The organism is Cytobacillus oceanisediminis 2691 (genome assembly GCF_007678455.1).
GTDB classification, from domain to species: domain Bacteria; phylum Bacillota; class Bacilli; order Bacillales; family Cytobacillaceae; genus Mesobacillus; species Mesobacillus oceanisediminis_A.
Window position 1 is genome coordinate 35,313 of the sequence record NZ_VEEP01000014.1, and the last position, 26,733, is coordinate 62,045.

Below are 26,733 nucleotides of genomic sequence, written 5' to 3' on the forward strand. Positions count from 1 at the left end.
AAGGAACACACGTGGACAATACTGTTATTCAACTGTTTGTACACGTGTGCCAATTAGATGGACCTATTCTTTCATTCCCACTTTTTCTGAATCCATTTCTTCTGCTTCAGGAGCAATTGTCAATGTTTCAGCATGCTGCATCTCTTCATCCTCATCGAAGTCGCGCATTTCGATTTCTTTTTCATCGCCTGAAAGGATCTTTACGTCCATACCAAGACTCTGAAGCTCTTTCATCAATACTTTGAATGACTCAGGAACACCTGGTTCTGGTACGTTTTCACCTTTAACAATCGCTTCATATGTTTTAACACGTCCAACAACATCATCGGACTTGACAGTTAAGATTTCCTGCAATGTGTATGCAGCGCCGTATGCTTCAAGCGCCCAAACTTCCATCTCCCCGAAACGCTGTCCGCCGAACTGGGCTTTACCGCCAAGCGGCTGCTGCGTAACAAGTGAGTATGGTCCAGTAGAACGAGCGTGAAGCTTATCGTCTACCATGTGGGCAAGCTTGATCATGTACATGACACCGACAGATACACGGTTATCGAAAGGTTCGCCTGTACGGCCATCATAAAGGATGGTCTTAGCGTCCCTTGCCATGCCTGCTTCCTCGATTGTCGCCCAGACATCCTCTTCAGTGGCACCATCGAAAACAGGAGATGCAACATGGATTCCAAGGTAACGCGCAGCCATGCCCAGGTGAAGCTCAAGCACCTGTCCGATGTTCATACGTGATGGTACCCCTAGTGGGTTAAGCATGATATCGACTGGTGTTCCATCCGGCAAGAAAGGCATATCCTCTTCCGGAAGGATTTTTGAGATAACCCCTTTGTTACCGTGGCGTCCTGCCATTTTGTCACCTTCAGAAATCTTACGCTTCTGAACGATGTATGCACGGACAAGCTGGTTTACGCCAGGAGGAAGCTCGTCGCCATCTTCACGGTTGAACACTTTGACGTCAAGGACAATCCCGCCGCCGCCGTGTGGAACACGCAATGAAGTATCACGCACTTCCCTTGCTTTTTCACCAAAGATTGCATGAAGGAGACGTTCTTCCGCAGTCAATTCAGTAACCCCTTTTGGTGTTACCTTACCTACTAGAAGATCTCCATCTTTTACTTCAGCACCGACACGGATGATTCCGCGCTCATCAAGGTTTCTTAATGCATCTTCCCCGACGTTCGGGATATCACGTGTGATTTCTTCAGGTCCAAGCTTTGTATCGCGGGACTCTGACTCATATTCTTCTATATGGATCGATGTATATACATCGTCTTTAACGAGGCGCTCACTCATGATGATCGCATCCTCGTAGTTATAACCATTCCATGTCATGAAGCCAACAAGGACGTTACGGCCAAGTGCCAGTTCACCTTTTTCCATTGACGGGCCATCTGCAAGGATTTCCCCTTTGGTTACACGGTCGCCAATACTTACGATTGGGCGCTGGTTGTAGCATGTTCCCTGGTTGGAACGGATGAACTTCAGCATACGGTACTTATCAAGGTCACCCTTGACTTCCTGTCCGTCTACTTCCTTGACGCGGCGTACCCAGACTTCACGGGCTTCCACATGCTCGACAATCCCCTCATGCTTACAGATGACTGCAGCTCCGGAGTCTTTGGCAGAAACGTGTTCCATTCCAGTTCCGACTCTTGGTGCTTCAGGCTGCATCAATGGAACAGCCTGACGCTGCATGTTCGCACCCATTAGGGCACGGTTGGAGTCATCGTTTTCAAGGAACGGGATACACGCAGTGGCTGCGGATACAACCTGCTTCGGTGATACGTCCATGTAATCGACGCGGTCACGCATGACAACAGTATTTTCACCGCGGAAACGGGCAATTACTTCTTCATCAACGAAGGAACCATCATCAGCAAGACGAGCATTCGCCTGTGCCACTACATAGTTATCTTCTTCATCAGCTGTTAAGTAATCGAAATGGCTTGTCACTTTACCTGTTTCAGGATCAACACGGCGGTACGGAGTCTCGATGAATCCGAAGCGGTTAACCTTCGCGAAACTTGAAAGTGAGTTGATCAAACCGATGTTTGGACCTTCAGGCGTTTCGATCGGGCACATACGTCCATAGTGGGAGTAGTGAACGTCACGCACTTCAAAGCCTGCGCGTTCACGTGTAAGACCACCAGGTCCCAATGCAGAAAGACGCCTCTTATGTGTCAATTCAGCCAGCGGATTTGTCTGGTCCATGAACTGTGAAAGCTGTGAGCTTCCAAAAAACTCTTTAATTGACGCAATGACCGGGCGGATATTGATTAATTGCTGTGGTGTAATCGTGTTTGTGTCCTGGATGGACATTCTTTCACGGACTACACGCTCCATTCGGGACAAACCAATACGGAATTGGTTCTGCAATAGTTCGCCAACAGAACGAAGACGTCTGTTACCTAAATGGTCGATATCATCCGTGTCGCCAACACCATGCAGCAAGTTAAAGAAGTAGCTGATGGATGCAATGATATCAGCAGGCGTGATGTTTTTGATCGGTTCAGGGACATAGGCGTTTCCTAGAACATTAATCTCTTTCTCACCCTCAACATCGTTCGGTGAGTAGATTTTAATGCTTTGAAGCGTTACATCCTCTTCAACCACGCCGCCGTAAGGGCTGATTGTCTTGAAGCCAACATTGTTCTCAAGCGCAGGGATGATCTTATCCAAAGTACGGCGGTCAAGAGTGACGCCTTTTTCTGCGATGATTTCTCCTGTTTCAGGATCCACCAATGTTTCTGCAAGCTTTTGCCCGAATAAACGGTTTTTAATATGAAGCTTTTTGTTGATTTTATAACGCCCTACATTTGCAAGGTCATAGCGCTTTGGATCAAAGAATCTTGATACCAAAAGGCTTTTTGCATTGTCAACTGTAGGCGGTTCGCCAGGACGGAGACGCTCATAAATTTCAAGAAGCGCTTTTTCCGTACTTTCCGTATTGTCTTTTTCAAGAGTATTACGGATATATTCGTTATCACCGATCAGATCAATGATTTCTTGATCAGAACCGAACCCTAATGCACGCAAAAGAACCGTAACAGGGAGCTTCCTCGTACGATCGATCCTTACATATACAACATCCTTGGCATCTGTTTCATACTCTAACCAGGCGCCGCGGTTAGGAATAACGGTTGCAGTGAACCCTTTCTTCCCGTTCTTATCAAGTTTCCCACTATAGTACACACTTGGTGAACGCACTAGCTGGGAAACGATAACCCTTTCAGCACCGTTTATGACAAACGTGCCAGTTTCTGTCATAAGCGGAAAATCGCCCATGAAGACATCCTGGTCCTTTACTTCACCTGTTTCCTTGTTTACAAGGCGGACCTTTACCCGCAATGGTGCAGAGTAAGTAACGTCTCTTTCTTTTGATTCTTCCACTGGATATTTCGGTTCGCCAAGACTGTAATCGATAAACTCTAACGATAAGTTACCAGTAAAGTCTTCAATCGGTGAAATGTCCTGGAACATTTCACGGAGGCCCTCATCAAGAAACCACTGATAGGAAGAGGTTTGAATTTCAATCAAATTCGGCAATTCCAAAACTTCACTGATGCGAGCATAACTTCTACGTTGGCGGTGTCGTCCATACTGAACTAGTTGACCTGTCAACTGATTCACCCCTCAAATCAAGCGTTATTATTCATCTATCCCTGTCTTGTCCATGAAGTTTCCTCCATTTCAAAAGACAAAAAGAAAAAGGGTTTTCACCTAAAAACCACATTTCCTGCAACGAACAATTATTTTGTTAGTTTTCCCTTTATGCCCAAAATTATACAACTTTCGATGAAAATAGCAATTGAAAAGGAAACTAATATATTGGCATTTTATAATATTAACATAGCGGTTTTCTCACGTCAACATTTAACAGATTTGAGAATAAAGTATCCTTTACTTTTCGCCTCAACCTCTACATCGCCAAAAAGTTCTTTCATTTTTTCCATCGCTGATGGAGCACCCTGTTTTTTTTGGATGACCACCCAGAGCTCTCCACCTTCAGCTAAACGCTGAAAACTTTGTTCGAATATATCGTGAACGATTTTTTTGCCGGCTCGGATCGGCGGGTTGGTGAGGATTGCATCGAATCCGTCTTCTTCCACTCCATTCAGCCGGTCACTTTCATAGATTTTCACATTGTCCACTTTATTTTCGGACGCGTTTTCTTTCGCAAGCATAATCGCTCTTTCATTGACATCCACCATGTGGACCATCGCTTCTGGATAGGCCCTGGCAATTGAAAGTCCGATCGGTCCATAGCCGCAGCCTACATCGAGAACCATCCCATCAGCTTTCTTTAGTTCGAAGGTATCGATCAATAATCTCGAACCAAAATCGACTTCCTTTTTCGAAAAAACGCCGCTGTCCGTCTTGAAACGGAAGGTGTTTCCCTTCAATTCGCTTTGCCATTTCACAGGATTGCTTTCAGTGCTGGGTTTGCGGGAGTAATAATGTTCAGTCAAAATCTCTCACCTCCACGGGGACTCATTTGAAGAATGCGATCGTGGATTGCATTGCTACTGCGGTATTATAAACTCTTTGTGATTAAAAAGCAAAAAATCGAAAAGCGGAAGCGCCTTGGTCAGACCCGACAAGCGCTGGAGGGCAGATCAGTGAAGTCGTTTTTTGACTTCATTGATCGGACCGAAGCGTCTCGAGGGGCTAGGCGCTGAAGCTAGACACTTCTCGGAGTTAAGGTCATTTAACTTGATTCACCCACAAAGATATAAAGCGAAAAAAAAGCCCGCTTTAGCAGCGAGCTTTTTATTGTAAGGTTGATTACTTAACTTCTACGTTAGCTCCAACTTCTTCAAGCTTAGCTTTGATTTCTTCAGCTTCTTCTTTAGAAACGCCTTCTTTAAGAGCTTTAGGAGCGTTGTCAACAACTTCCTTCGCTTCTTTAAGACCAAGACCTGTGATTTCACGAACAACTTTGATAACCTTGATCTTCTGGTCGCCAGCAGATGCAAGAACTACGTCAAACTCAGTTTTTTCTTCAGCAGCGCCGCCAGCAGCAGCTCCACCCATCATTGCTACTGGTGCAGCAGCAGTTACGCCGAATTCTTCTTCGATTGCTTTTACTAGATCGTTAAGTTCTAAAACAGTCATATTTTTAACTGCTTCAATGATTTGTTCTTGAGTCATGATTTGTTTCCTCCTAATAGGTTAGTTTTTTATTGTTAAACGGTAATTATTTTTAGCTTACGCGCCTTGCTCTTCTTTCTGTTCTGCAACAGCTTTTGCAGCAAGAGCAAGATTGCGGATTGGAGCTTGAAGTACGCTGAGTAGCATAGAAAGTAGACCTTCGCGAGATGGCAGATCTGCAAGTGCCTTGATTTCTTCTACTGTAACGATGTTGCCTTCAACTACGCCCGCCTTGATTTCAAGGGCTTCATGCTTCTTAGCGAATTCGTTAAGAATCTTAGCTGGTGCAACGACATCTTCAGTACTGAACGCGATTGCGTTAGGGCCTGTTAAAGATGCGTTTAAGTCAGCAAGTTCAGCAGCTTCTGCAGCACGGCGTGTCATAGAGTTTTTGTAAACCTTGAATTCAACACCAGCTTCACGAAGCTCTTTACGAAGTTCAGTTACTTCAGCAACTGAAAGTCCACGGTAATCAACGACGATAGTTGATTTACTTTCTTTAAGTTTGCCAGCAATCTCGTCAACGATTTGCTTTTTCACTTCGATAATTGCGCTCATCCTTACACCTCCTGTAGATTTCTGCATTTATACCGATCAAATAAAAACCTCCGCATCAAGGCAGACGCGGAGGAAGTATACAATAGCAAGTATGTTGCTCTATCGTATGACCTCGGCAGGATATTAAGCATTAAGCCCCTGCTGTCTGCGGTACAAATGTAATTCTATTTTCACAACAAGAAGAATTATATACAATCCTTCGTTGATTGTCAAATACTATTATTTTACAGTTGAAGGATCAACTTTAACGCCAGGTCCCATTGTAGTAGAGATCGTAACGTTCTTCATGTATGTTCCTTTAGCTGCAGCTGGCTTGACCTTCATCATTGTTTCGAAGATTGTGTTGAAGTTTTCAACAAGCTTGTTGTCTTCGAAAGAAACTTTTCCGATAGGTACGTGGATGTTACCAGACTTGTCAACGCGGTATTCTACTTTACCAGCCTTGATTTCGTTAACTGCTTTTGTTACATCAAAAGTAACTGTGCCAGTCTTAGGGTTTGGCATTAAGCCTTTAGGTCCCAATACGCGACCAAGCTTACCAACTTCACCCATCATGTCAGGCGTAGCAACGATTACGTCAAAGTCGAACCAGCCTTGCTGGATCTTGTTGATGTATTCTGCATCGCCAACATAGTCTGCACCAGCAGCTTCTGCTTCTTTTAATTTTTCGCCTTTAGCGAATACAAGAACGCGTTGAGTTTTACCAGTTCCGTTTGGAAGCACAACCGCTCCACGGATTTGCTGGTCAGCTTTCTTAGGGTCTACACCCAGACGGAAAGCAGCTTCAACAGTAGCGTCAAATTTAACTGTGCTTGTCTTTTTAGCAAGCTCAATTGCTTCAGCAGCTGTATATGCTTGAGAGCGATCTACAAGCTTAGCAGCTTCAAGATACTTTTTACCTTTTTTAGCCATTTTTAGTTCCTCCTGTATTGTGGTTTTAACGGAATAACCTCCCACTTTGAAAAGCGGAGACGCAATGGCACATAGGCCATACGTCGGAGCTAGACAACGAAAGCGGTGGCACCTTGACGGCACCAGAGCTTGAAAAGCGAAGGCGCCATAAAGGCGCCGTTTCAGACAAAAGGTTGCGGGTGAAATCTAATTCAGCTCCGCAACCCATTCATCCTCTGCAGCAGAAATTAGTCTTCGATATTGATTCCCATGCTGCGTGCAGTACCTTCAACCATGCGCATTGCTGCTTCAACGCTAGCTGCGTTCAGGTCAGGCATTTTCTGTTCAGCAATCTCACGTACTTTATCACGCTTGACTGTTGCTACTTTATTACGGTTTGGTTCACCAGAACCAGACTGGATTCCAGCTGCTACCTTCAAAAGAACTGCAGCAGGAGGAGTTTTCGTAATAAATGTAAATGAACGGTCTTCAAAAACCGTGATTTCAACCGGAATGATCAATCCAGCTTGATCAGCTGTACGAGCGTTAAATTCCTTACAGAATCCCATGATGTTAACACCGGCTTGACCTAGTGCAGGTCCAACTGGTGGTGCCGGATTGGCTTTGCCAGCAGGGATTTGCAATTTAACCATTTTAATTACTTTTTTAGCCACGAGACACACCTCCTTAAAGTCCGTGATGTGGTAATAGGGGATTTTCCCCTCCCACTCATAATAAAAAGTCTTTATATAAAATAAAGAACTTGACATATATCTGTCAATCGTCCAAGACATACTGACCTATGAAATATTAACACTTTTTAAAGTTGATTTCAAGTTATTTCAGATTATAATTTTTCAATCTGGGAAAATTCAAGCTCAACCGGAGTATCGCGCCCGAACATATTGACAAGAACTTTAAGCTTCGCTTTATCCTTATCGATCTCTTCGATTGTACCCGTGAAGTTCGCAAACGGCCCTTCGCTGACTTGTACTGTCTCGCCAAGTTCGAAGTTGACATCTACCTTCTTCTCTTCAACGCCCATGCGCTTAAGGATGAAAGTTACTTCTTCAGGCAGCAGCGGTGTAGGTTTTGATCCAGCACCTGCAGAGCCGACGAAGCCCGTTACGCCTGGCGTATTGCGGACAACATACCAGGAATCATCTGTCATGACCAACTCTACTAAAACATAGCCAGGGAAAGTCTTTCTCTTCACAACTTTCTTTTTCCCATTTTTGAAATCTGTTTCTTCTTCTTCAGGAACGATCACACGGAAGATCTTATCTTGCATGCCCATTGTTTCAACACGCTTTTCAAGATTCGTCTTGACCTTGTTCTCGTAGCCCGAGTAAGTATGCACTACATACCAATTCTTTTCCATTATCGAGGACTAAATCGTCCGTCCCTCCCCATTTCCAAATGCACTAGAAAAGCGTAAGTGCCTTGGTCAGCCCCGACAAGCGCTGGAGGGCCAGGCAGTGAAGTCGTTCTTTGACTTCATTGACTGGACCGAAGCGACCTCGAGGGGCTAGGCACTGGAGCTATACAACATCTAATGTAATGGTGAATTTTTTTCAAGCAAATAAAAAACCCGTTATCCGGGCTTTTAAACTTGTCCTGCGTTTATATTTTCCATTATACCATGAGTGTGCAGTGGTTATTCAAGAATTAAGCGAATCAATTCAGAAATACCAAGGTCTAACACTGCGAAGAACAGAGCAGCAAAAGCAACTGTAGACAGAACTGTAATCGTGTAGCGAGTCAGTTCCTTGCGTCTAGGCCAGCTGACCTTTCTCATTTCACGTCCAACTTCACTGAAAAACTTAGTGATGCGCTGCATTTTGTAACCTCCAACTTATCGGAATTCCATATGATGATCTATCTGAAAACCTTATTTCGTTTCCTTATGAACTGTATGGGCACCACAGTTGCTGCAGTACTTTTTCAGCTCCAGCCGTTCCGTTTGCGTTTGCTTGTTGCTCGTAGTGGAATAATTGCGGGACCCGCATTCCTGACAAGCAAGAGTCACTTTGTTGTTCATTGACATCTACACCCGCTTCAATAGGCGGAATTCTATGAAACCGCCATCTATTATATCTTTAAAAAGATAACACGGCTGATAGATTGTGTCAACAAGAGCTTTTGGGAGTAAAAGTCAGTTTTATGGCTATTTTTCGTCAATTTCGCCTATACTGACAGCTCTCTCAGTTCAAGATACCTTTCAAGCTTCCGCTTCACACGCTGAAGCGCGTTGTCGATGGATTTGACATGGCGATTCAGCTCTTCGGAAATTTCCTGATAGGATTGTCCGTCCAAATACAATGCGAGCACTTTTCGTTCAAGGTCACTCAGCAGCTCTGACATTTTCACTTCAATCTGGTCAAACTCTTCCTGATTGATAAATAACTCTTCGGGGTCCATCACTTTGGCTCCGGATAAAACATCCATCAGTGTCCTGTCCGATTCTTCATCATAAATCGGCTTGTCCAGGGAAACATAGGAGTTAAGCGGGATGTGTTTTTGCCTTGTGGCCGTCTTGATGGCCGTAATGATCTGACGGGTAATGCATAGTTCTGCAAATGCTTTGAATGATGTTAGCTTGTCCTCCCGGAAATCACGGATTGCTTTATATAGCCCGATCATTCCTTCCTGCACGATGTCCTCTTTATCTGCTCCAATCAGGAAATATGAACGTGCTTTCGCCCGAACAAAGTTCCTGTATTTGTGAATCAGAAAATCAAGTGCATCACTTTCTCCTCTGTGAACTGCTTCAACAATTTCTTCATCTTCCAGCAATAAATAAGCGTCATTTAAACGATTCCCGATGTCAGCACTCATTTCGATCCCCCCGCCCGCACATACAGTTAGAAATATTATACAGCAGGCTTTTTTAAGGCGTCAACAGGTCATTGCTCTCCTCTGCGCCATTTTTCAAAAATTTCTGCCACTTCTTTTGTAAGCGGAATCTTTGCACTTGGCTTCTTTTCCTGGATCACTTTCACGCTTTTTTCTATTTTTTTACTGATTAAATTTGTTTCATTAAGCAGCTCCCTTGCTGATTTCCGTAAGGCTCCCTGTCCAAAAATCGCCCATTGCTCGGTATAGTCTGAGGTGGCTACATGAATTTGCGTTTGGCGGTTGCTTAGTTCGATTGCCAGCCTTTCAATCCTTTCATCTGCCGTTTCATTTTCTTTTGTAAAAATTACATCCACTTTATAATTTTTATATTTCTTTTGTGTGCCTGATACAAAATAAGCGTCGAAAACAATGATGACGCGATAGCCGGTATAAGCCTGGTACTCAGCCATGATTTCCACCAGCCTGTCCCTGGCCGCTGAGAGTTCTTTCTTCTTGAGGCTGACCAGTTCCGGCCATGCGCCGATAATATTGTAGCCGTCAACAAGCAGGATATCCATTCCTATTCCCCTAGAGGTTGACGTTTGCGGTAAACTTCATACATCAAAAGCGCTGCGGCCACTGATGCATTCAAGGAAGTCACATGTCCAGCCATCGGCAGGCTCAATAGGAAATCACATTTATCCCGGATCAGCCTTCCCATGCCTTTTCCTTCGCTGCCAATTACCAGGCCCAAAGGTAATGTGCCATCCATTTGGCGATAATCCTGTTTCGCCGATGCATCGGTTCCGGCAATCCAGACACCGCGTTCCTTCAGTTCATCGATTGTCTGTGCCATATTCGTGACCCTCGCAACCGGGATATATTCGATTGCACCCGTAGATAGTTTTGCTACTGTAGACGTCAGTCCCACAGCTCTCCGCTTAGGAATGATAATTCCATGCGCTCCTGAAGCATCAGCTGTCCTCATGATTGATCCAAGATTGTGAGGGTCCTCAATTTCATCAAGGAGCAAAAAGAAAGGAGCCTCATTTTTCTTTTCCGCTGCCGCGAACAGATCATCTATCTCCGCATATTCGTAGGCTGCTACCTGGGCGATGACACCCTGGTGATTGCCATCAGCAAGCTGGTCGATCTTCTTTTTCGGGACGAATTGAACCATAACATTGGCTTCCCTTGCCATTCCGATGACCTGTTGCATTTGTCCGCTCTGGGAGCCTTCCGCAATCAGGATCTTGTTGATGTCACGATCTGATTTCAGTGCTTCGATGACTGGATTTTTGCCAATGATATAATCCTGGTTTTCGTTTTGCTCCCGCTCATGTTCAGGTTTTTGCCTTTGCTTCATGTCACGGCCAGCTGCGGGTTTCTGGACACGCTTTGTATCATGGTCCTGGTTCCTGGCTTGTTTTCTCTTTGGTTTGTCTTCCGGTTTCTGCGCCAGGTTCCGCGCAGGTTTCCGGTTTTTATCGTCATCCTGCTTCTGCCTGGTGTTCCGGTTCTGTTTTTGCTTTTGTCTCTGGCTCATCTGGAACCCTTCCTCCTATCTATTCTTCAGCGAGTGCAAATACTTTGGCAATCAGTTCTTCTATCCGTCTTTCATTCCCTGCCAGATGCAAAGAGCCGATCAAGGCCTCAAAGGCTGTACTGTAACGATATGTTTGGACATCGGTGTTTTTCGGGACTGAGCCTGATTTCGCATTGCGGCCCCGTCTGACAATGGCCATCTCATGTTCTGACAGCTCTTCCATTTCCATCAATTTATGGAGGTACTTCGCCTGTGATTTTGCTGAAACATAAGCGGTCGCTTCCTTGTGCAGCTGGTTCGGCCGCACCTTCCCGCTGTGCAGCAGGTGATGCCGGACATACAGTTCGTACACCGCATCACCCATATAAGCAAGCGCAAGGCTGTTCAATTGTTTTTCATCCACTCGTTTTTCGTAATGCAGCATCATTTAGCCTCTTTTCCATCTGATGCCCTGAGGAGTGTCCTCAATGATGATGTTCATTTCCTTCAGCTGGTCACGGATTTCATCTGCCAGCTGGAAGTTCCTTTCCTTCCGTGCCTGGGTCCTTTTTTCGATCAGTGCCTCGATTTCTTCATCCAACAGCTCTTCATCCTTCAGTGACAGACCGAGAACGCCGAATAAAGCTTCAAATTCATTGATGAATGACTGGATCACTACTGCAGAAGTATTCTTCTCCATCAGGTACAGATTGGACAGCTTCGATAGGTCGAACAATACGGACACACCATTTGCTGTATTGAAGTCATCGTCCATTTCCTTGATGAACTGACTGCGGAGCGCAGCGATTTTATCGAGCCATTCCTGATTGTTATCGGTCAATTCAGCACTTGCATCCATGCGGTGTTTCAGGTTCTGGTAGGAAGTCTTCAGGCGCTCGAAGGCAGCCTTCGTATTTTCAAGCAGCTCCTCGCTGTAGTTGATTGGATTGCGATAATGCACGGACAGCATGAAGAACCTTAACACCTGCGGATCATGCTGCTTGATGATTTCATGCACGGTGACAAAATTGCCAAGTGATTTGGACATCTTCTCATTATCGATATTGATATAACCATTATGCATCCAGTATCGGGCAAACGTCTTTCCTGTCAATGCCTCTGACTGGGCAATTTCATTTTCATGGTGTGGGAATGCAAGGTCCTGGCCTCCTGCATGGATATCGATCGTATCTCCCAGATATTCACGGGCCATTGCCGAGCACTCGATATGCCATCCCGGGCGGCCTTTGCCCCAAGGACTGTCCCAGGAAATCTCGCCTTCCTTTGCTGTTTTCCAAAGAACGAAATCAAGAGAGTCTTTCTTCTTCTCACCGACCTGGATCCTTGCTCCAACCTTCAGCTCTTCGATGGATTGATGGGAAAGCTTCCCGTATCCTTCGAATTCCCTCGTGCGGTAATAGACATCCCCGCCAGATTCATAGGCAAAGCCTTTCTCAATCAGGGCGCCGATGAATTCGATGATCAAATCCATTGTCTCGGTCACCCTTGGATGAGCATCGGCCTTTTTGCAGCCAAGTGCGTGGACATCCTCGAAATAAGCATTGATGAAACGCTGAGCAATGGTCGGTACATCTTCGCCGAGTTCGTTCGCGGCTTTGATAAGTTTATCATCGACATCTGTGAAATTAGAAATATATCTGACCTCGTAGCCGCGGAATTCAAGGTAGCGGCGCACCGTGTCGAAAACAATAGCCGGACGGGCATTTCCGATGTGGATATAGTTATAGACGGTAGGTCCGCAGACATACATCTTCACTTTTCCCTCTTCCAGTGGGATAAACTCTTCTTTATTGCGGGTAAGTGTATTATAAATTTTGATTCCCATTTCCCATGCCCCTTCCTTGTTTCACAACTTCAATCTCTTCTTGTAATTTCACTAGTTCAAGTTCTTTTCTTAGTTTAACCAGTTCCTTTTCGATCTCCTGGCAGCGGTCAGAAACAGGGTCCGGCAAATCGCGATGATTGAAGTCCTTTTTGACCCTGACGCCATCCTGGATGACGATTTTTCCCGGAATGCCGACCACAGTAGAGTTCGGCGGCACATCCTTCAGGACAACCGACCCTGCCCCGACTTTAGAATTCTCCCCAATCGTGATCGAACCTAAAACCTTCGCGCCAGTCGCAATCAACGCATTGTCCATCACCGTTGGATGGCGCTTGCCTTTTTCCTTGCCGGTCCCTCCGAGGGTAACCCCCTGGAACACCGTCACATTATCACCGATTTCACAAGTTTCGCCGATGACGACGCCCATCCCGTGATCGATGAAAAACCTTCTGCCAATCTTTGCTCCCGGATGGATTTCAACCCCCGTAAAAAAGCGGCTGATCTGCGAGATGGCCCTTGCGATAAAATAAAACTTGCGCTTATAGAAAGCATGTGCCAAACGATGAGACCAGATCGCATGCAATCCAGCATATGTCAAAATCACTTCCAGCGCGCTTCTCGCAGAAGGATCTTGTTCAAACACAACTTCTATATCTTCCTTCATCATTTTAAACATGTTGAAACCCTCCTTCTTTTAAAAACTGATAGGGAATTTGCTCATTTGTGAGCACCTTTAGAGCGGAGATTTGGTTATAGCCCAATTGTTTTGGATGTATGTGACCGAAATCTTGATCCTCTGGCTTTTCCGGGCACATATCAATGTTTTATATGCCCCGTTTCCACCCTTTGCCCTGAGACCGGGCATATATCCATGTTTTATGTGCCCCGTTTTCATCCCTTTGCCTGAAACCGGGAACATATCCGTGTTTTATGTGCCCCGTTTTCATCCCTTTGCCTGAGATCGGGTACATATCGGTGCTTTATGTGCCCCGTTTCCACCCCTTGCCCTGAGACCGGGCACATATCCGTGATTATCTGACCGGTAAGTGGCCACTCAGACTATTCCCGGAGTACACCATATAAAAAAGCGCCCCTGTCGTAAACGACAGAGACGCTTTGTATGCGCGGTTCCACTCTGTTTAGGCCGCCTTCAAATCCTGGCATGGCCTCAACTTCCGCCTGTTAACGGGAGGTCCCGCCCAATACTACTATGGCTATGTTTGCCTTTTCGCACAGGGACTCTGAGGCGCATTTCAAAAAATGAGGGGCCTGAACCACTTTCAGCCGGTGATGGTTCTCTCTAATAAGCGTCATTCTTCTACTTTTCCTCTTCAACACTTTGGTTTTATAGAATTACTCTTACTATATTACATTTTTGAAATTCTGTTAACTAAAAGAGCTTAAAAAAGTTATTAGCCCAAAAGTTTCTGGATTCTTTCCTTGACCTTGTCTTTCCCGATCAATTCCATCGCAAGCATCAGGTCCGGTCCATGTGTCTGGCCTGTCGCAGCCGCACGAATCGGCATGAAAAGCTTCTGGCCTTTATGGCCGGTACCTTTTTGGACCGCCTTCACCGCTGCCTTGATTCCATCCGCCTTGAATTCTTCAAGCTGCTCGATTTCTCCAAGGAATGCTTTCAGCACTTCAGGAACCTGTTCGCCTGCAAGAACTTCTTTTGCTTCTTCATCATAGTTTACCTCATCGCGGAAAAATAAATCCGACATCTCGACGATTTCCGCTCCGAAGCTCATTTTATCATGATACAGGGAGATGAGGTTGCGTACCCATGCTTCCTCTTCTGCACTACGATTCTCGCTGACCTTTCCAGCTTTGACGAGGTGCGGCAGTGCAAGCTCGAAAACCCTGTCAAGATCTGCTTTTTTCATATATTGATTGTTCATCCAGGCAAGCTTCTGCTGGTCAAAGAGAGCCGGAGATTTTGAAAGTCTGGCAGGGTCGAAAATCTCGATGAACTCATCCTTTGAATAAATCTCTTCTTCACCTGATGGAGACCATCCAAGCAGGGTAATGAAGTTGAACAGTGCCTCAGGCAAATAGCCAAGCTCCTCGTACTGCTCGATGAACTGGATAATGGACTCGTCACGCTTGCTCAGCTTTTTGCGGCTTTCGTTGACAATCAGCGTCATATGGCCAAACACAGGCGGCTCCCAGCCAAGCGCTTCATAAATCACAAGCTGCTTCGGTGTATTGGAGATATGGTCATCCCCGCGAAGAACGTGGGAAATCTTCATTAAATGATCATCCATGACAACCGCATAGTTGTAAGTAGGCGTGCCATCCTTCTTGACGATGACAAAGTCACCCATTCCGTCTGATTCAAAGCTCACGTCGCCTTTTACCATATCATCGAACTTCAGGATCTGGCCTGCAGGCACTTTGAAGCGAAGACTTGGCTGGAGTCCTTCCTGTTCAAACTGCTCGCGCTGTTCTGGCGTCAGGTTGCGGCAGCGCCCTGAATAATGTGGAGTCTCATTGCGTGCAGCCTGCTCCTCGCGCTCAGCCTCTAGCTCTTCCTCGGTGCAATAGCACTTGTAGGCATGACCTTTATCAAGAAGCTCCTGATTATATTGCTCATATATGTGGTTACGCTCTGACTGGCGGTATGGTCCATATTCGCCGCCAACATCGACGCTCTCGTCCCAGTCGATTCCAAGCCACTGAAGATACTTCAATTGGCTCTGCTCTCCGCCTTCGATATTGCGTTTTTTATCTGTATCTTCAATACGGATAATGAACTTTCCGCCTCTGTTGCGTGCGAATAGATAATTGAATAATGCTGTACGGGCATTCCCGATATGTAAATGTCCAGTCGGACTCGGTGCGTAACGCACCCGGATATCTGCTGACATAGTGAATCCTCCTCTAATATAGCTGTCCATTATTGTATCACTATCAATATATAAAGCGGAAGTAGCACCGAATTTATTTCTCTGTCTGCTTCAGCAATACGGTTGCCTGGGAAGCAATCCCTTCACCTCGGCCCGGGAATCCAAGCTTTTCTGTTGTCGTCGCCTTGACGTTCACCTGATCCGGTTCCCCCTCAAGCAATCCCGCGATCCTCTCGCGCATCGCTTCAATATGCGGGGCCATCTTTGGCTGCTGGGCGATGATCGTGCAGTCGATGTTGACGAGTTCATAGCCTTTTCCCTTCACAATCTTCCATACATGCTCAAGCAATTTTGCCGAATCGGCGTCCTTGAATTCTGGGTCCGTATCCGGGAAATGCCGGCCGATATCTCCTTCGCCAATTGCCCCCAGGCATGCATCTGCTACCGTATGTAAAAGTACGTCAGCATCCGAGTGGCCAAGCAGCCCTTTTTCATATGGAATCGTGATTCCGCCGATGATCAGCGGGCGTCCTTCCGTCAGTTGATGCACATCAAAACCTTGTCCAATTCGAAACATAGTGAATTACTCCTTTAAAAGTGCTGTTTTTTCCATTCTATTTTCAAACACCGGATTCATTCCGTTTGCGCAGAATGGCCTCGGCAAAATATAAATCTTCTGGTGTTGTCAGCTTTATATTATCATAGTCTCCTTCTATGATGCTCACTGGATGGGGGATACGTTCAACCAGGCTTGATTCATCTGTCCCGATGAACTGTTCCCTCGCTGCCTTGTTATGCGCTTCGAGCAAAACAGAGACGCGAAAAGCCTGGGGAGTCTGGACGGACCACAGACTGGAGCGTTCGACTGTTTCAGAAACCTGATTGTTGGCCGCTTTCTTGATTGTATCTTTTACAGGAACAGCTACGATTGCCCCGCCATCCTTGCTTGCCGCATCCACGAGCTTGTGGATGGTCTCAATTTTGATGAATGGGCGTGCGGCATCATGCACAAGCACGATCCCATCCAGGGAACTTACGGCCATCAGCCCGTTGTATACACTGTCCTGCCTTTCCTTTCCGCCGGTGACAAGTGAAGATACCTTATGTATACCATACTCATTCAATAAAGATTTAAACTCTTGCTCATCATCGGGATGAATTGCAAGAATGATGCCCGTGCATTCGGGATCAGCTTCGAACACCTTTAGCGTGTGGATGAGGATTGGGGTTGCTTTGAGCGTCAGCAGCAGCTTATTTTTCCCTGCTCCCATCCTCTTGCCCTGACCTGCAGCAGGAATAATGACCTGATAAGGCATAAAGAAAACTCCTATCTATTTTGAAAAGCGCAAGCGCCATGGTCAGCCCCGACAAGCGCTGCCCTCCTAAAAACGCCACGTCCTGTGGCTGGCGGGTCTAGCACATCGTGTGCCACGGAGGGCCGCCCGATGAAGTCGTTCTTTGACTTCATCGGGCGGACTGAAACCGAAATGTGCAGCCGACTGCCCAGAAACACAGAAACTGGAGACTCCGTCAAAGAAGCGCTTTTTGCTTCTGTTGGCGGAGTTGAAGTTTCGGAGTTTCTAGGAGGCGCAACTAGACATGCGACTCGAGGGGCTAGGCGCTGGAGCTAGACATTTTTCAATTTTTCGAAGTGAAATACATATAAAGGGGCAGCCGAAGCCCTGCTTCATGCCTTCAAGGAACCGGTGAAGGAAGCGGGGATCAACTGCCCATAAAGGCTTTTTTCGTCATGTAAAAATCAACTGATTACGCTTTTTTCCACGAGTTTGGGTTTCGCGAAAATCATTCTTCCTGCAGATGTCTGCAGCACACTTGTCACGAGCACATCAATGCGTTTTCCAATATAATCGCGGCCTTCTTCGACAACGATCATGGTGCCATCATCAAGATAGGCGATGCCCTGGTTATGCTCTTTTCCATCCTTGATGACCTGAATGTTCAGCTCTTCTCCAGGAAGGACGACTGGTTTGACCGCATTGGCAAGATCGTTGATATTCAATACGGCCACCTTTTGCAATTCACAGACTTTGTTCAGGTTGAAATCATTCGTGACGACAACGCCATTTGTCAGCTTGGCCAGTTTCACCAGCTTGCTGTCGACTTCCTGGATATCATCAAAATCACCTTCATAAATTTCAACATTGATCTTAAGTTCCTTTTGAATGCGATTAAGGATGTCCAATCCGCGTCGGCCGCGATTGCGCTTCAACACATCGGATGAATCTGCGATATGCTGCAATTCTTCGAGGACAAATTGCGGGATTACAATTGTTCCTTCAAGGAATCCAGTCTGGCAGATGTCAGCAACCCTTCCGTCAATAATCACGCTGGTATCGAGAATTTTCCATTCTCTTGGACGTTCTTCTTTTTCCGTCTCTTCTTCAGCACCCTTTTTCTTCGACCTTGAAAATAAACCAAGCAGCTCATCACGTTTTTTGAAGCCGACCTGGAATCCCAGGTAACCAAATAAAAGTGTCAAAAGTGTCGGGGCAACAGTATTCACGACTGGCACCTGGATGGCATTCAATGCAAAACCAACCAAAAACGCCACGAGCAAACCAAAGAAAAGCCCGACACTGCCGAATAGGACATCCGTGATTGGTGCCTTGATCAGCGATTCTTCAGCCCACTTCACAAAATTGGTCACAGGATCGACGGCCCAAAAAGTAAGAAGATAAAAAATAAGTGCGCCCAAAACAGCAGTAACATAAGGATTATTGATGAGAGTCATATCTCCCGCGTTCATCAATGATAATAAATCAGGAATTAAGAATATACCAAGCGTTCCCCCAATGATCAGGAAGCAGGCTTGAATGATACGTCTTAACATCCTTTCACCTCCTTTTACTCATTATAAACAACTTCTAAAATTTGAAACCCTGCATATTGAAAACATTTTCGTTTTCAATCCATTTAATATACCCAAAGATTTATACGTTTCAACCTATGAAAAAGTTACGTTATTTGGCCAACATTTTTAATAGAAGCCGTTGTTAAAATATTCCTCTGAACAAAATAGTTAGCCAATATCCCTATAGGAGTAATCTCTTCTTTAAATTAGCACCGGCAAATGCGAGTGTCAATTAATAGGAAACCGCCAATGTGGTGCATTACATTTGGCGGTCTGCCATCAGCTGGTCCCTGATCAGTTTGAACCCTTCTTTGATTTTCCGCGCCCTTACTTCACCGATTCCCTCGACATCGTCCAGTTCTTCGACTGATGCGGAGATCATATTGGTAAATTTCCCAAATCGATTGACCAGATTTTCGGTGATGATCATCGGCAGCCGCGGAATTTTATTGAGCATCCGATATCCCCTTGGACAGATGAATTCGTCCATGTGCACATATCCCTGGTATCCGAGCAGTTTCAGGATGGTAGAATCCTCTATGACTCCCGACTTCGACAAGTCCTGGAACCTGGCCATCACATCCTCGGCCTTCATATCGTTTTCTGCAGAGTAATCCTTGATCACAAGCAGTGCCTCTCGTTCCATCTCAGATAACAGCTCCTGCATTTGCAGGCGAATCAGCCGCCCCTCCATGCCAAGCTCACTTAAGTATGTAAACAGCTCTGTCTTGATCCTCAGCACCATTTCGAAACGGTGGATGACCTGCAGCAAATCATTATAGGTGACAAGATTCTCGAATTCTAGGATTCCCAGATTGGTAATGCTCTGCTCGAGAACCACTTTGTATTTTTCGAGTGTCTGGATCGCCTGGTTGGCCTTTGTTAAAATGACGCCAATATCCTTCAGGGCATAACGAAGGTTTCCCTGGTAAAGGGTGATGACATTCCTCCGCTGGGAAATCGCAATGACCAGAGCCTTTGTCTGTCTAGCCACGCGTTCCGCTGTCCTGTGGCGCATCCCGGTTTCAGTTGACGGGACACCTGTATCGGGGGCAAGCTGGGCGTTGGCGAACAATATTTTACTGCCTGTATCATTAAGAATGATGGCGCCATCCATTTTCGCCAGTTCATAGAGAAAGCTCGGACTGAACCTGCAGTTAATCTCAAACCCGCCGTCCACGAGGTTTTTCACCTTCTCATTGTAGCCAAAAACAATCAGCCCGCCAGTATTGGCACGGAGAACATTATCGATTCCGTCCCTCAGCGGCGTACCGGGAGCGATAAACCGGAGGATTTCACCCAGCGCTTTTTCTTCAAGCTCCTTTTGTTCCAATCCATCAACCTCCTAAGGTGACTTTAAGTGCATGGCTGACAGATGATACACCAATCAACTCGACTCCCTGTGGAGGAGTCCATCCGCCAAGATTATTTTCTGGTAAAATAATTCTTTCGAAGCCCAGCTTGGCTGCTTCCTGAACACGCTGCTCGATCCTTGATACCCTTCGGACTTCCCCCGTGAGGCCAACCTCACCGATGATGCAATCAGAAGCACGAGTTGGCTTATCCCTGAAACTCGATGCGATGCTCACCGCTACAGCAAGGTCGATTGCCGGTTCATCCAGCTTCACCCCGCCGGCCACCTTCAAATACGCATCCTGATTGGCCAGAAGCAAACCGACGCGCTTTTCCAGCACCGCCATCAAAAGCGACACCCGATTATGGTCAATCCCGGTAGCCATCCTCCGAGGATTTCCAAAACTCGTCGGTGAAATCAGCGCCTGGATTTCAACCAGGACCGGCCGAGTTCCTTCCATCGAAGCGACAACCGTCGAACCGGAAGCACCCTGTGACCTTTCTTCCAAAAAGATCTCCGAAGGGTTCGCCACTTCCTCAAGGCCTGCTTCTTTCATCTCGAAAATGCCCATCTCATTCGTCGAGCCAAAACGGTTTTTCACCGCCCTGAGAATCCTGTATGTATGGTGCCTTTCTCCCTCAAAATAAAGAACGGTATCCACCATATGCTCAAGCAGCCTTGGACCGGCAATCGAACCTTCCTTCGTCACATGTCCGACGATGAAGATGGCGATGCCTTTTGTCTTCGCGATGCGCATCAGTTCCGCCGTACATTCCCTTACCTGCGACACGCTTCCCGGCGCAGAGGTAACTTCCGGATGGAAAATCGTCTGGATGGAATCGACGATGACAAAATCCGGATTGCTGTTTTCGATTGTCAGGCTGATTTCCTGCAGATTCGTTTCTGAATAGACAAAGAGATTGTCAGATGTGACTCCAAGCCTGTCAGCGCGCAGCTTCGTCTGCCTCATGGATTCCTCACCTGAAATATAAAGGACAGAATGAGCCTTTTTCGCCAGTTGATAGGATACCTGGAGCAAGAGTGTCGATTTTCCGATACCCGGATCTCCGCCGATCAAGACAAGTGATCCCCTGACAACGCCTCCGCCAAGCACGCGGTTCAATTCGTTGAGGTCCGTCTTAACCCTCGGTTCACTGACTGTTTCAATTGTAGTGATTGGTGTCGCCTTTGCCGCAATAGTGGTATTTCCTGTGTTTGCAAAAGCCCCCCTTCTTGTCGATCCAGTGCTTTCCACTTCCTCGACCATCTTATTCCATTGTCCGCAGCCCGGACATTTCCCCATCCATTTCGGAGATTCATAGCCGCATTCCTGGCACATGAATTTCGTTTTTCTTTTAGCCATTTTCTTAGCCTCTCAGTATAAATGTAGTTATCTATATAATAATGCTTAACAAGCAATAAAAGAAATGATAGCGGTTGGAGGATATATGTAATTTTCCAATGTTCTTTTCAGCAAGGCCAAAGCACATATCCTGTTGTTTATTTTTTTGCTGCTAATCAAACAGCCATATTGAAAAAAGGGGTACACGCATTTAAGTACGTATACCCCTTGAGTTTCACATGTTAAGCAATATTAGGACTTTGCGGATCCTTCCGGAGTCTTGACGACGAACTTCCCTTCTTCGACATCAATGACGACATTTTGCCCGGTAAGGACTGTTCCTTTCAGCAATTCTTCCGACAGCTGGTCTTCGATATGCTTCTGGATTGCCCTGCGCAATGGACGGGCTCCGTATTCCGGATCATAACCTTCTTCAGAAATCTTGTCTTTCGCCGCATCTGTGAGTTCAAGAGTGATTTCCTGTTCCCTCAAACGCTTCACAAGCTGATCGGACATCAGTGTCACGATTTCTTTCAGATGCGGTTTTTCAAGAGCATGGAACACGATAATTTCATCGATACGGTTCAGGAATTCCGGACGGAAGGCTTTTTTCAGCTCCTCCATGACTTTGCCCTTCATATCCTTGTAATCCTGTTCCCCATCCTGGATATTGAAACCGACATATTTATTGCGCTTCAATGCTTCAGCACCGACATTGGATGTCAGGATCATGATCGTATTGCGGAAATCGACTGTGCGTCCTTTAGAATCTGTCAAGCGTCCATCCTCAAGGACCTGCAGCAGAATATTGAACACATCTGGATGTGCTTTTTCAATTTCATCAAGCAGGATGACGGAATATGGCTTCCTGCGGACCTTTTCAGTCAGCTGGCCGCCTTCATCATATCCTACATAGCCTGGAGGCGAACCGACCAGACGAGATGTTGAATGCTTCTCCATATACTCGGACATATCGACGCGGATCATCGCATCCTCATCGCCAAACATGGACTCGGCAAGCGCCCTCGCCAATTCCGTTTTACCAACACCTGTCGGCCCAAGGAAGATGAATGAACCAATCGGGCGCTTAGGATCCTTCAAGCCTGCACGTGCACGTCTAACAGCCTTTGATACAGCCTTGACTGCCTCATCCTGTCCAATCACGCGTGAGTGTAGGATTTCCTCAAGATTCAACAGCTTATCTGTTTCAGTTTGTGCCAGCTTCGAAACAGGGATATTCGTCCAGCTGGAGACAACATTCGCGATGTCTTCCACTGTAACCTCACTGTTTTCCTTGCCTTGCTTTTCTTTCCAAGTCTTCTTCGTATTCTCAAGCTGCTCGCGCAGGCGTTGTTCTGTATCCCGTAAGGATGCCGCTTTTTCAAACTCCTGGCTTTGGACTGAAGCATCCTTTTCCTTGCGCACTTCCTCAAGCTTCACTTCAAGCTCCTTGAGGTTTGGAGGAGTTGTATAAGAGCGAAGACGGACCTTTGAACCTGCTTCATCAATCAGGTCAATCGCTTTATCCGGAAGGAAACGGTCTGAAATATAACGGTCAGACAGTTTTACCGCCGCTTCGATTGCCTCGTCTGTGATCGATACTCTATGGTGAGCTTCATAGCGGTCACGAAGCCCTTTTAAAATCTGGACAGATTCCTCTGCAGTTGGCTCATCCACTGTGATTGGCTGGAAGCGCCGTTCCAGCGCAGCATCTTTTTCGATATATTTACGGTATTCATCCAATGTCGTCGCCCCGATACATTGCAGCTCACCGCGGGCAAGTGATGGCTTCAGGATATTGGATGCATCGATCGCACCCTCTGCTCCGCCGGCACCGATCAACGTGTGAAGCTCATCGATGAAAAGGATGATATTCCCGGCCTGGCGGATTTCATCCATGACCTTTTTCAGACGGTCCTCAAATTCACCGCGGTATTTAGTGCCCGCAACAACTGTACCCATATCAAGAGTCATAACACGCTTGTCACGAAGGATTTCAGGCACTTCATTATTGACGATTTGCTGTGCCAGGCCTTCAGCGATCGCCGTTTTTCCGACACCCGGCTCCCCGATCAGGACAGGGTTGTTCTTTGTCCGGCGGCTCAGCACTTCAATGACACGCTGGATTTCCTTGCTTCGGCCGATGACCGGATCAAGGCTGCCTTCCCTTGCGATGGCTGTCAAATCCCTTGCCAGACTATCAAGAGTCGGAGTATTGGCATTTGCCGTACCGCCTCCCTGATGGCCGGACGTTTCATTGCTGCCAAGCAGCTGAAGGACCTGCTGGCGCGCTTTATTCAGACTGACACCAAGATTGTTCAACACCCTGGCTGCAACGCCCTCTCCCTCACGAATCAAGCCAAGAAGGATATGCTCTGTGCCTACATAGGAATGACCAAGCTTTCTCGCTTCATCCATGGAAAGTTCAATCACCTTCTTGGCTCTAGGAGTATAGTGGATTGTCTGGGATGTTTCCTGGCCGCGGCCAATCAGATTTTCCACTTCCTTCTGGATCTTCTCTGCGCCAAGGCCGAGACCATAAAGCGCCTTAGCTGCTATGCCCTCACCTTCACGCACAAGGCCAAGTAAGATGTGTTCTGTACCGATATTGTTATGTCCAAGGCGGATTGCCTCTTCCTGTGCGAGTGCCAATACTTTTTGTGCTCTCTCTGTAAATCGTCCAAACATCATAAGATCATCCTCCTGACTCGTCTTTTGTTTCCATTTTCAGTCGTTCTCTTATTAAAGCAGCTCTGCGGATATCCCGCTCATTCGGTCTTAACGGCCCTCCCGCATATTGCTGCAAAAAACCCGGCTGAGTCAAAATCATTAATTCATTCAAAATTGATTTCGATATATTCTTTATATAACCCATATCTATTCCAAGCCTTAAATCAGACAGGCATCGTGCAGCTTCCTTTGTCTCGATGATCCTGCTGTTGGCAAGCGTCCCGTAAGAGCGAAACACTCTGTCTTCTAATTGTATGTTCGAAGTCTTCGCTAATGCTTCCCGCGCCGACCTTTCCTGAGATATTATCTGGCCGACGACACTTTTCAAATCATCCACGATATCATCTTCCGATTTTCCAAGCGTGATCTGGTTCGATATTTGAAAGATATTGCCCAGTGCTTCACTGCCCTCACCGTAAATACCTCTTACCACCAAACCCAGCTGGTTAATCGCCGGGACAATCCGGTTCATTTGCTGAGTCAGAACGAGGCCCGGCAGGTGCATCATCACCGATGCCCTCAGGCCAGTTCCTGCATTCGTCGGGCAGCTGGTCAGATAGCCAAATTTTTCATCAAAAGCATAGTTCACATACTCTTCAAGCCAGTCATCGATTTCATTGGCAGCCTTTAAAGCTTCAGTTAACTGGAAGCCCGGGAATAAACATTGAATCCTTATATGATCCTCTTCATTGATCATGATGCTAATTTCTTCATTACCCGACAAGAGCACTGCACCATGAACAGCGTTTTCCGCTAAATGCGGGCTGATTAAATGCTTCTCGACCAAAACCCGTTTCTTCATAGGTGGTATCTCATCCATTTTGATCATTTCCAGCTGTCCAAAGCCAGCTGCAGAAGTTTGGCTGGCACGCTCCATGATCGTGCCGATGACCGCCTCTGCCTCTCCATCGGTGAACAAGGTGGGAAAGTTATATTCATCAAGATTTCTTGCAAAACGGATGCGAGAGCTTAGGACAATATCTGAATCAGGACCATCATCACTCATCCAGGAGCTGACAGCCTGATTGATGAACTTCTCCAATGACAAGGCTACTCCCCTCCCTCTTGACCTGCTGACAATTTCCTTTCGAGTTCCCTTATCTGGTCCCTCGTCCCGGCAGCTTGCTCAAATTCTTCCTCAGAAATTTGGTGCTTTAGGGTCTGCTTAAGATGATCGATTGTCTTCCTTAAATGAAGGTCACCGCCGATCCTTTTCGGTATTTTTCCATTGTGCATGGAATTTCCGCTATGGAGTCTCCTGACAATTGGCGTCAATTGCTCCCGAAAAGCATCATAGCAGGTCGCACAGCCAAACCGGCCTACTTTTACAAACTGCGGAAATGTCATCGAGCACTGAGGGCACTGAGCAACTTGCTCAGTCTCAAAAGCTTCCTTTTTTTGTTCAAAAGCAGGCTCCATATTCAATAAACCGGCCAGCAAGCTATTGATCGAAAAAGCAGGGCCATTGCTCATCATGAACAAGTCACCTTTTTCCTGTGCACACTTTTCGCACAAGTGCAGTTCCGACTTTTCCCCATTTGAGTAATTCGTGAAGTGCAGCGTTGCCGGCCTTTGATTGCACTGTTGGCAAATCAATGCCCTCACCTCTTTGTCTGCTTTGGTATTATTTATACTTCAATGCCATCAGCATCGCCTTCAACATTCTCGCTCTCAGCTCATCCCGCTGCGGCAGCTCGATATACAGGACAGACCTGTCGAGTACACTCAGCATGATTTTTGCTTCACGGTCTGTGACTACATCTTCCTCAACAAGCCGGTAGATGACATCTTCAGCACTGCTTTGCGAAATTCTCGTCCGAATCAAAGACAGTAAATCATCAATCAAGTGTGCATGATCATAAGCCTGGACTTTGATGATCCGGATGTAGCCGCCGCCACCCCGTTTGCTCTCAACAAGATAGCCTCTTTCAATCGTGAATCTTGTATTGATAACATAATTGATCTGGGACGGCACGCATTGAAATTTATCGGCGATTTCACTTCGTTTGATTTCCAAAATGTCTTTATCGCTCATTTCCAAAACCTGCTTAAGGTAATTCTCAATGATGTCCGATATATTCCTCACTAAACCTCCCCCAATCTGACTTTGACTATATTTGACATTAATTATACAAAAAAATATTTTTTGTTGCAATCAATGCATCTTGTATTATTTTCGCCAAAATTATGTATGCCAAAACATGCCAATGAGGGGTGTGTTGGTTATTATACCCATTTCAGAGGGGGCGGAAACTTGTAATGAGAAAAGGAAATGAGATTTTTCGTAACATTATATGGGCAGGCGGAATCAATAGTGACTCTATCCGTGAGATAACTGGAGGGTGGTATTTGCTTGTGGGAAAAAGAGGATTTGGTGCTGATTCTAGGGTTATTTCATATCAAGCTAGGCGTTTTTGTTTGAAGATGTTTGCCAAATGAGTAGTTTTTACGGTAAAAGTGTACCTAAGAGTTCTTTTACGAGGATCCATTCAGAATTTTATTGGCGATTTTTTGATTTTATCGACCACATTTTCGAATTTATCGGCGGATTTACAAATATATCGACCAAATCCAGAGATATATCGACCACTTTGACAAAGATATCAACCAACCTGGCTAAACGGAAAAATTCTGCTGCTCATGAAAATTTGATCAAAACACAAAAAAAGAACAGCCATTCAGCTGTTCTTTCGTGTGCCCGGCGGCGTCCTACTCTCACAGGGGGAAACCCCCAACTACCATCGGCGCTGAGAAGCTTAACTTCCGTGTTC

Annotated in this window: 26 protein-coding genes, 1 rRNA gene and 2 other annotated features; of the genes, 1 reads left to right on the forward strand and 26 read right to left on the reverse strand. The window is 46.2% G+C overall.

The genetic code is table 11. The features are described from left to right. Positions 1-63 precede the first annotated feature (63 nt). The 18 genes from rpoB to ispD all read right to left on the reverse strand — a co-directional run bounded on the left by rpoB (position 64) and on the right by ispD (position 16,980). Positions 64-3,627, reverse strand: a complete 3,564-nt coding sequence (gene rpoB, locus FS736_RS21955; RefSeq protein ID WP_144481267.1) for a DNA-directed RNA polymerase subunit beta — start codon at positions 3,625-3,627, stop codon at positions 64-66. A gap of 245 nt (positions 3,628-3,872) precedes the next feature. Beyond that, complete coding sequence (locus FS736_RS21960; RefSeq protein ID WP_144481268.1) at positions 3,873-4,475, reverse strand: class I SAM-dependent methyltransferase; 603 nt, start codon at positions 4,473-4,475, stop codon at positions 3,873-3,875. A 316-nt stretch (positions 4,476-4,791) separates the two neighbouring features. Continuing rightward, a complete protein-coding gene (gene rplL / locus FS736_RS21965; RefSeq protein ID WP_144481269.1) occupies positions 4,792-5,157 on the reverse strand; it encodes a 50S ribosomal protein L7/L12 in 366 nt (121 codons plus the stop codon). Positions 5,158-5,214: 57 nt separating this feature from the next. After that, positions 5,215-5,715 carry a 50S ribosomal protein L10 gene (gene rplJ / locus FS736_RS21970; RefSeq protein WP_144481270.1) on the reverse strand — a complete coding sequence of 167 codons (501 nt, stop codon included), beginning with the start codon at positions 5,713-5,715 and terminating at the stop codon, positions 5,215-5,217. A 32-nt stretch (positions 5,716-5,747) separates the two neighbouring features. After that, positions 5,748-5,884: a sequence feature (ribosomal protein L10 leader region), on the reverse strand. A gap of 50 nt (positions 5,885-5,934) precedes the next feature. Next, positions 5,935-6,627: a 50S ribosomal protein L1 gene (rplA, locus tag FS736_RS21975; protein ID WP_125482148.1), complete on the reverse strand. Its 693-nt coding sequence runs from the start codon at positions 6,625-6,627 to the stop codon at positions 5,935-5,937. A 227-nt stretch (positions 6,628-6,854) separates the two neighbouring features. Beyond that, positions 6,855-7,280: a 50S ribosomal protein L11 gene (gene rplK, locus FS736_RS21980; RefSeq protein WP_144481271.1), complete on the reverse strand. Its 426-nt coding sequence runs from the start codon at positions 7,278-7,280 to the stop codon at positions 6,855-6,857. 173 nt (positions 7,281-7,453) lie between these two features. Next, on the reverse strand, positions 7,454-7,987 hold the full coding sequence (gene nusG, locus FS736_RS21985; protein ID WP_144481272.1) for a transcription termination/antitermination protein NusG: 534 nt from the start codon (positions 7,985-7,987) through the stop codon (positions 7,454-7,456). A 276-nt stretch (positions 7,988-8,263) separates the two neighbouring features. Then, positions 8,264-8,446 (reverse strand): preprotein translocase subunit SecE, encoded by a 183-nt coding sequence (gene secE / locus FS736_RS21990; RefSeq protein ID WP_144481273.1) that lies wholly within the window; start codon positions 8,444-8,446, stop codon positions 8,264-8,266. A gap of 51 nt (positions 8,447-8,497) precedes the next feature. After that, entirely contained in the window at positions 8,498-8,647 is a 150-nt protein-coding gene (gene rpmG, locus FS736_RS21995) for a 50S ribosomal protein L33 (RefSeq protein WP_079504286.1), read from the reverse strand. Positions 8,648-8,793: 146 nt separating this feature from the next. Beyond that, positions 8,794-9,444 (reverse strand): RNA polymerase sporulation sigma factor SigH, encoded by a 651-nt coding sequence (gene sigH / locus FS736_RS22000; RefSeq protein WP_079504287.1) that lies wholly within the window; start codon positions 9,442-9,444, stop codon positions 8,794-8,796. 68 nt (positions 9,445-9,512) lie between these two features. Next, positions 9,513-10,022: an NYN domain-containing protein gene (locus tag FS736_RS22005; protein ID WP_144481274.1), complete on the reverse strand. Its 510-nt coding sequence runs from the start codon at positions 10,020-10,022 to the stop codon at positions 9,513-9,515. A gap of 2 nt (positions 10,023-10,024) precedes the next feature. Beyond that, entirely contained in the window at positions 10,025-10,810 is a 786-nt protein-coding gene (gene rlmB / locus FS736_RS22010) for a 23S rRNA (guanosine(2251)-2'-O)-methyltransferase RlmB (RefSeq protein WP_144481289.1), read from the reverse strand. Between the two features lie 199 nt (positions 10,811-11,009). After that, complete coding sequence (locus FS736_RS22015; RefSeq protein ID WP_144481290.1) at positions 11,010-11,414, reverse strand: Mini-ribonuclease 3; 405 nt, start codon at positions 11,412-11,414, stop codon at positions 11,010-11,012. A 3-nt stretch (positions 11,415-11,417) separates the two neighbouring features. Next, positions 11,418-12,815 carry a cysteine--tRNA ligase gene (cysS, locus tag FS736_RS22020; RefSeq protein WP_144481275.1) on the reverse strand — a complete coding sequence of 466 codons (1,398 nt, stop codon included), beginning with the start codon at positions 12,813-12,815 and terminating at the stop codon, positions 11,418-11,420. After that, positions 12,796-13,491, reverse strand: coding sequence for a serine O-acetyltransferase (cysE, locus tag FS736_RS22025; protein WP_144481276.1), 696 nt, complete (start codon positions 13,489-13,491; stop codon positions 12,796-12,798). Before cysE ends, cysS begins: the two co-directional genes overlap by 20 nt. Positions 13,492-13,919: 428 nt before the next feature. Then, positions 13,920-14,159, reverse strand: a binding site (T-box leader). 68 nt (positions 14,160-14,227) lie between these two features. After that, complete coding sequence (gene gltX / locus FS736_RS22030; RefSeq protein ID WP_144481277.1) at positions 14,228-15,685, reverse strand: glutamate--tRNA ligase; 1,458 nt, start codon at positions 15,683-15,685, stop codon at positions 14,228-14,230. A 73-nt stretch (positions 15,686-15,758) separates the two neighbouring features. Continuing rightward, positions 15,759-16,241: a 2-C-methyl-D-erythritol 2,4-cyclodiphosphate synthase gene (ispF, locus tag FS736_RS22035; RefSeq protein WP_144481278.1), complete on the reverse strand. Its 483-nt coding sequence runs from the start codon at positions 16,239-16,241 to the stop codon at positions 15,759-15,761. A gap of 43 nt (positions 16,242-16,284) precedes the next feature. Then, the gene (gene ispD, locus FS736_RS22040) at positions 16,285-16,980 is read right to left on the reverse strand and encodes a 2-C-methyl-D-erythritol 4-phosphate cytidylyltransferase (protein WP_144481279.1); all 696 of its coding nucleotides are present in this window, start codon (positions 16,978-16,980) and stop codon (positions 16,285-16,287) included. Positions 16,981-17,109: 129 nt separating this feature from the next. On the opposite strand from ispD, the gene FS736_RS22045 reads away from it, so the two are divergent. Beyond that, complete coding sequence (locus FS736_RS22045) at positions 17,110-17,295, forward strand: hypothetical protein (RefSeq protein ID WP_144481280.1); 186 nt, start codon at positions 17,110-17,112, stop codon at positions 17,293-17,295. Between the two features lie 128 nt (positions 17,296-17,423). On the opposite strand, the gene FS736_RS22050 is transcribed toward FS736_RS22045, so the two are convergent. The 8 genes from FS736_RS22050 to rrf all read right to left on the reverse strand — a co-directional run. Further along, positions 17,424-18,515 carry a PIN/TRAM domain-containing protein gene (locus FS736_RS22050; protein WP_144481281.1) on the reverse strand — a complete coding sequence of 364 codons (1,092 nt, stop codon included), beginning with the start codon at positions 18,513-18,515 and terminating at the stop codon, positions 17,424-17,426. Between the two features lie 280 nt (positions 18,516-18,795). Continuing rightward, positions 18,796-19,869: a DNA integrity scanning diadenylate cyclase DisA gene (gene disA / locus FS736_RS22055; protein ID WP_144481282.1), complete on the reverse strand. Its 1,074-nt coding sequence runs from the start codon at positions 19,867-19,869 to the stop codon at positions 18,796-18,798. A 4-nt stretch (positions 19,870-19,873) separates the two neighbouring features. After that, complete coding sequence (radA, locus tag FS736_RS22060) at positions 19,874-21,253, reverse strand: DNA repair protein RadA (protein ID WP_144481283.1); 1,380 nt, start codon at positions 21,251-21,253, stop codon at positions 19,874-19,876. Between the two features lie 231 nt (positions 21,254-21,484). Next, positions 21,485-23,923, reverse strand: a complete 2,439-nt coding sequence (clpC, locus tag FS736_RS22065) for an ATP-dependent protease ATP-binding subunit ClpC (RefSeq protein ID WP_144481284.1) — start codon at positions 23,921-23,923, stop codon at positions 21,485-21,487. A 4-nt stretch (positions 23,924-23,927) separates the two neighbouring features. Further along, positions 23,928-25,010, reverse strand: a complete 1,083-nt coding sequence (locus FS736_RS22070) for a protein arginine kinase (protein WP_144481285.1) — start codon at positions 25,008-25,010, stop codon at positions 23,928-23,930. Between the two features lie 2 nt (positions 25,011-25,012). Beyond that, complete coding sequence (locus tag FS736_RS22075; RefSeq protein ID WP_144481286.1) at positions 25,013-25,558, reverse strand: hypothetical protein; 546 nt, start codon at positions 25,556-25,558, stop codon at positions 25,013-25,015. A gap of 28 nt (positions 25,559-25,586) precedes the next feature. Next, entirely contained in the window at positions 25,587-26,048 is a 462-nt protein-coding gene (locus FS736_RS22080; protein ID WP_144481287.1) for a CtsR family transcriptional regulator, read from the reverse strand. A gap of 610 nt (positions 26,049-26,658) precedes the next feature. Continuing rightward, a 5S ribosomal RNA gene (rrf, locus tag FS736_RS25745) occupies positions 26,659-26,733 on the reverse strand; the annotation flags it as partial.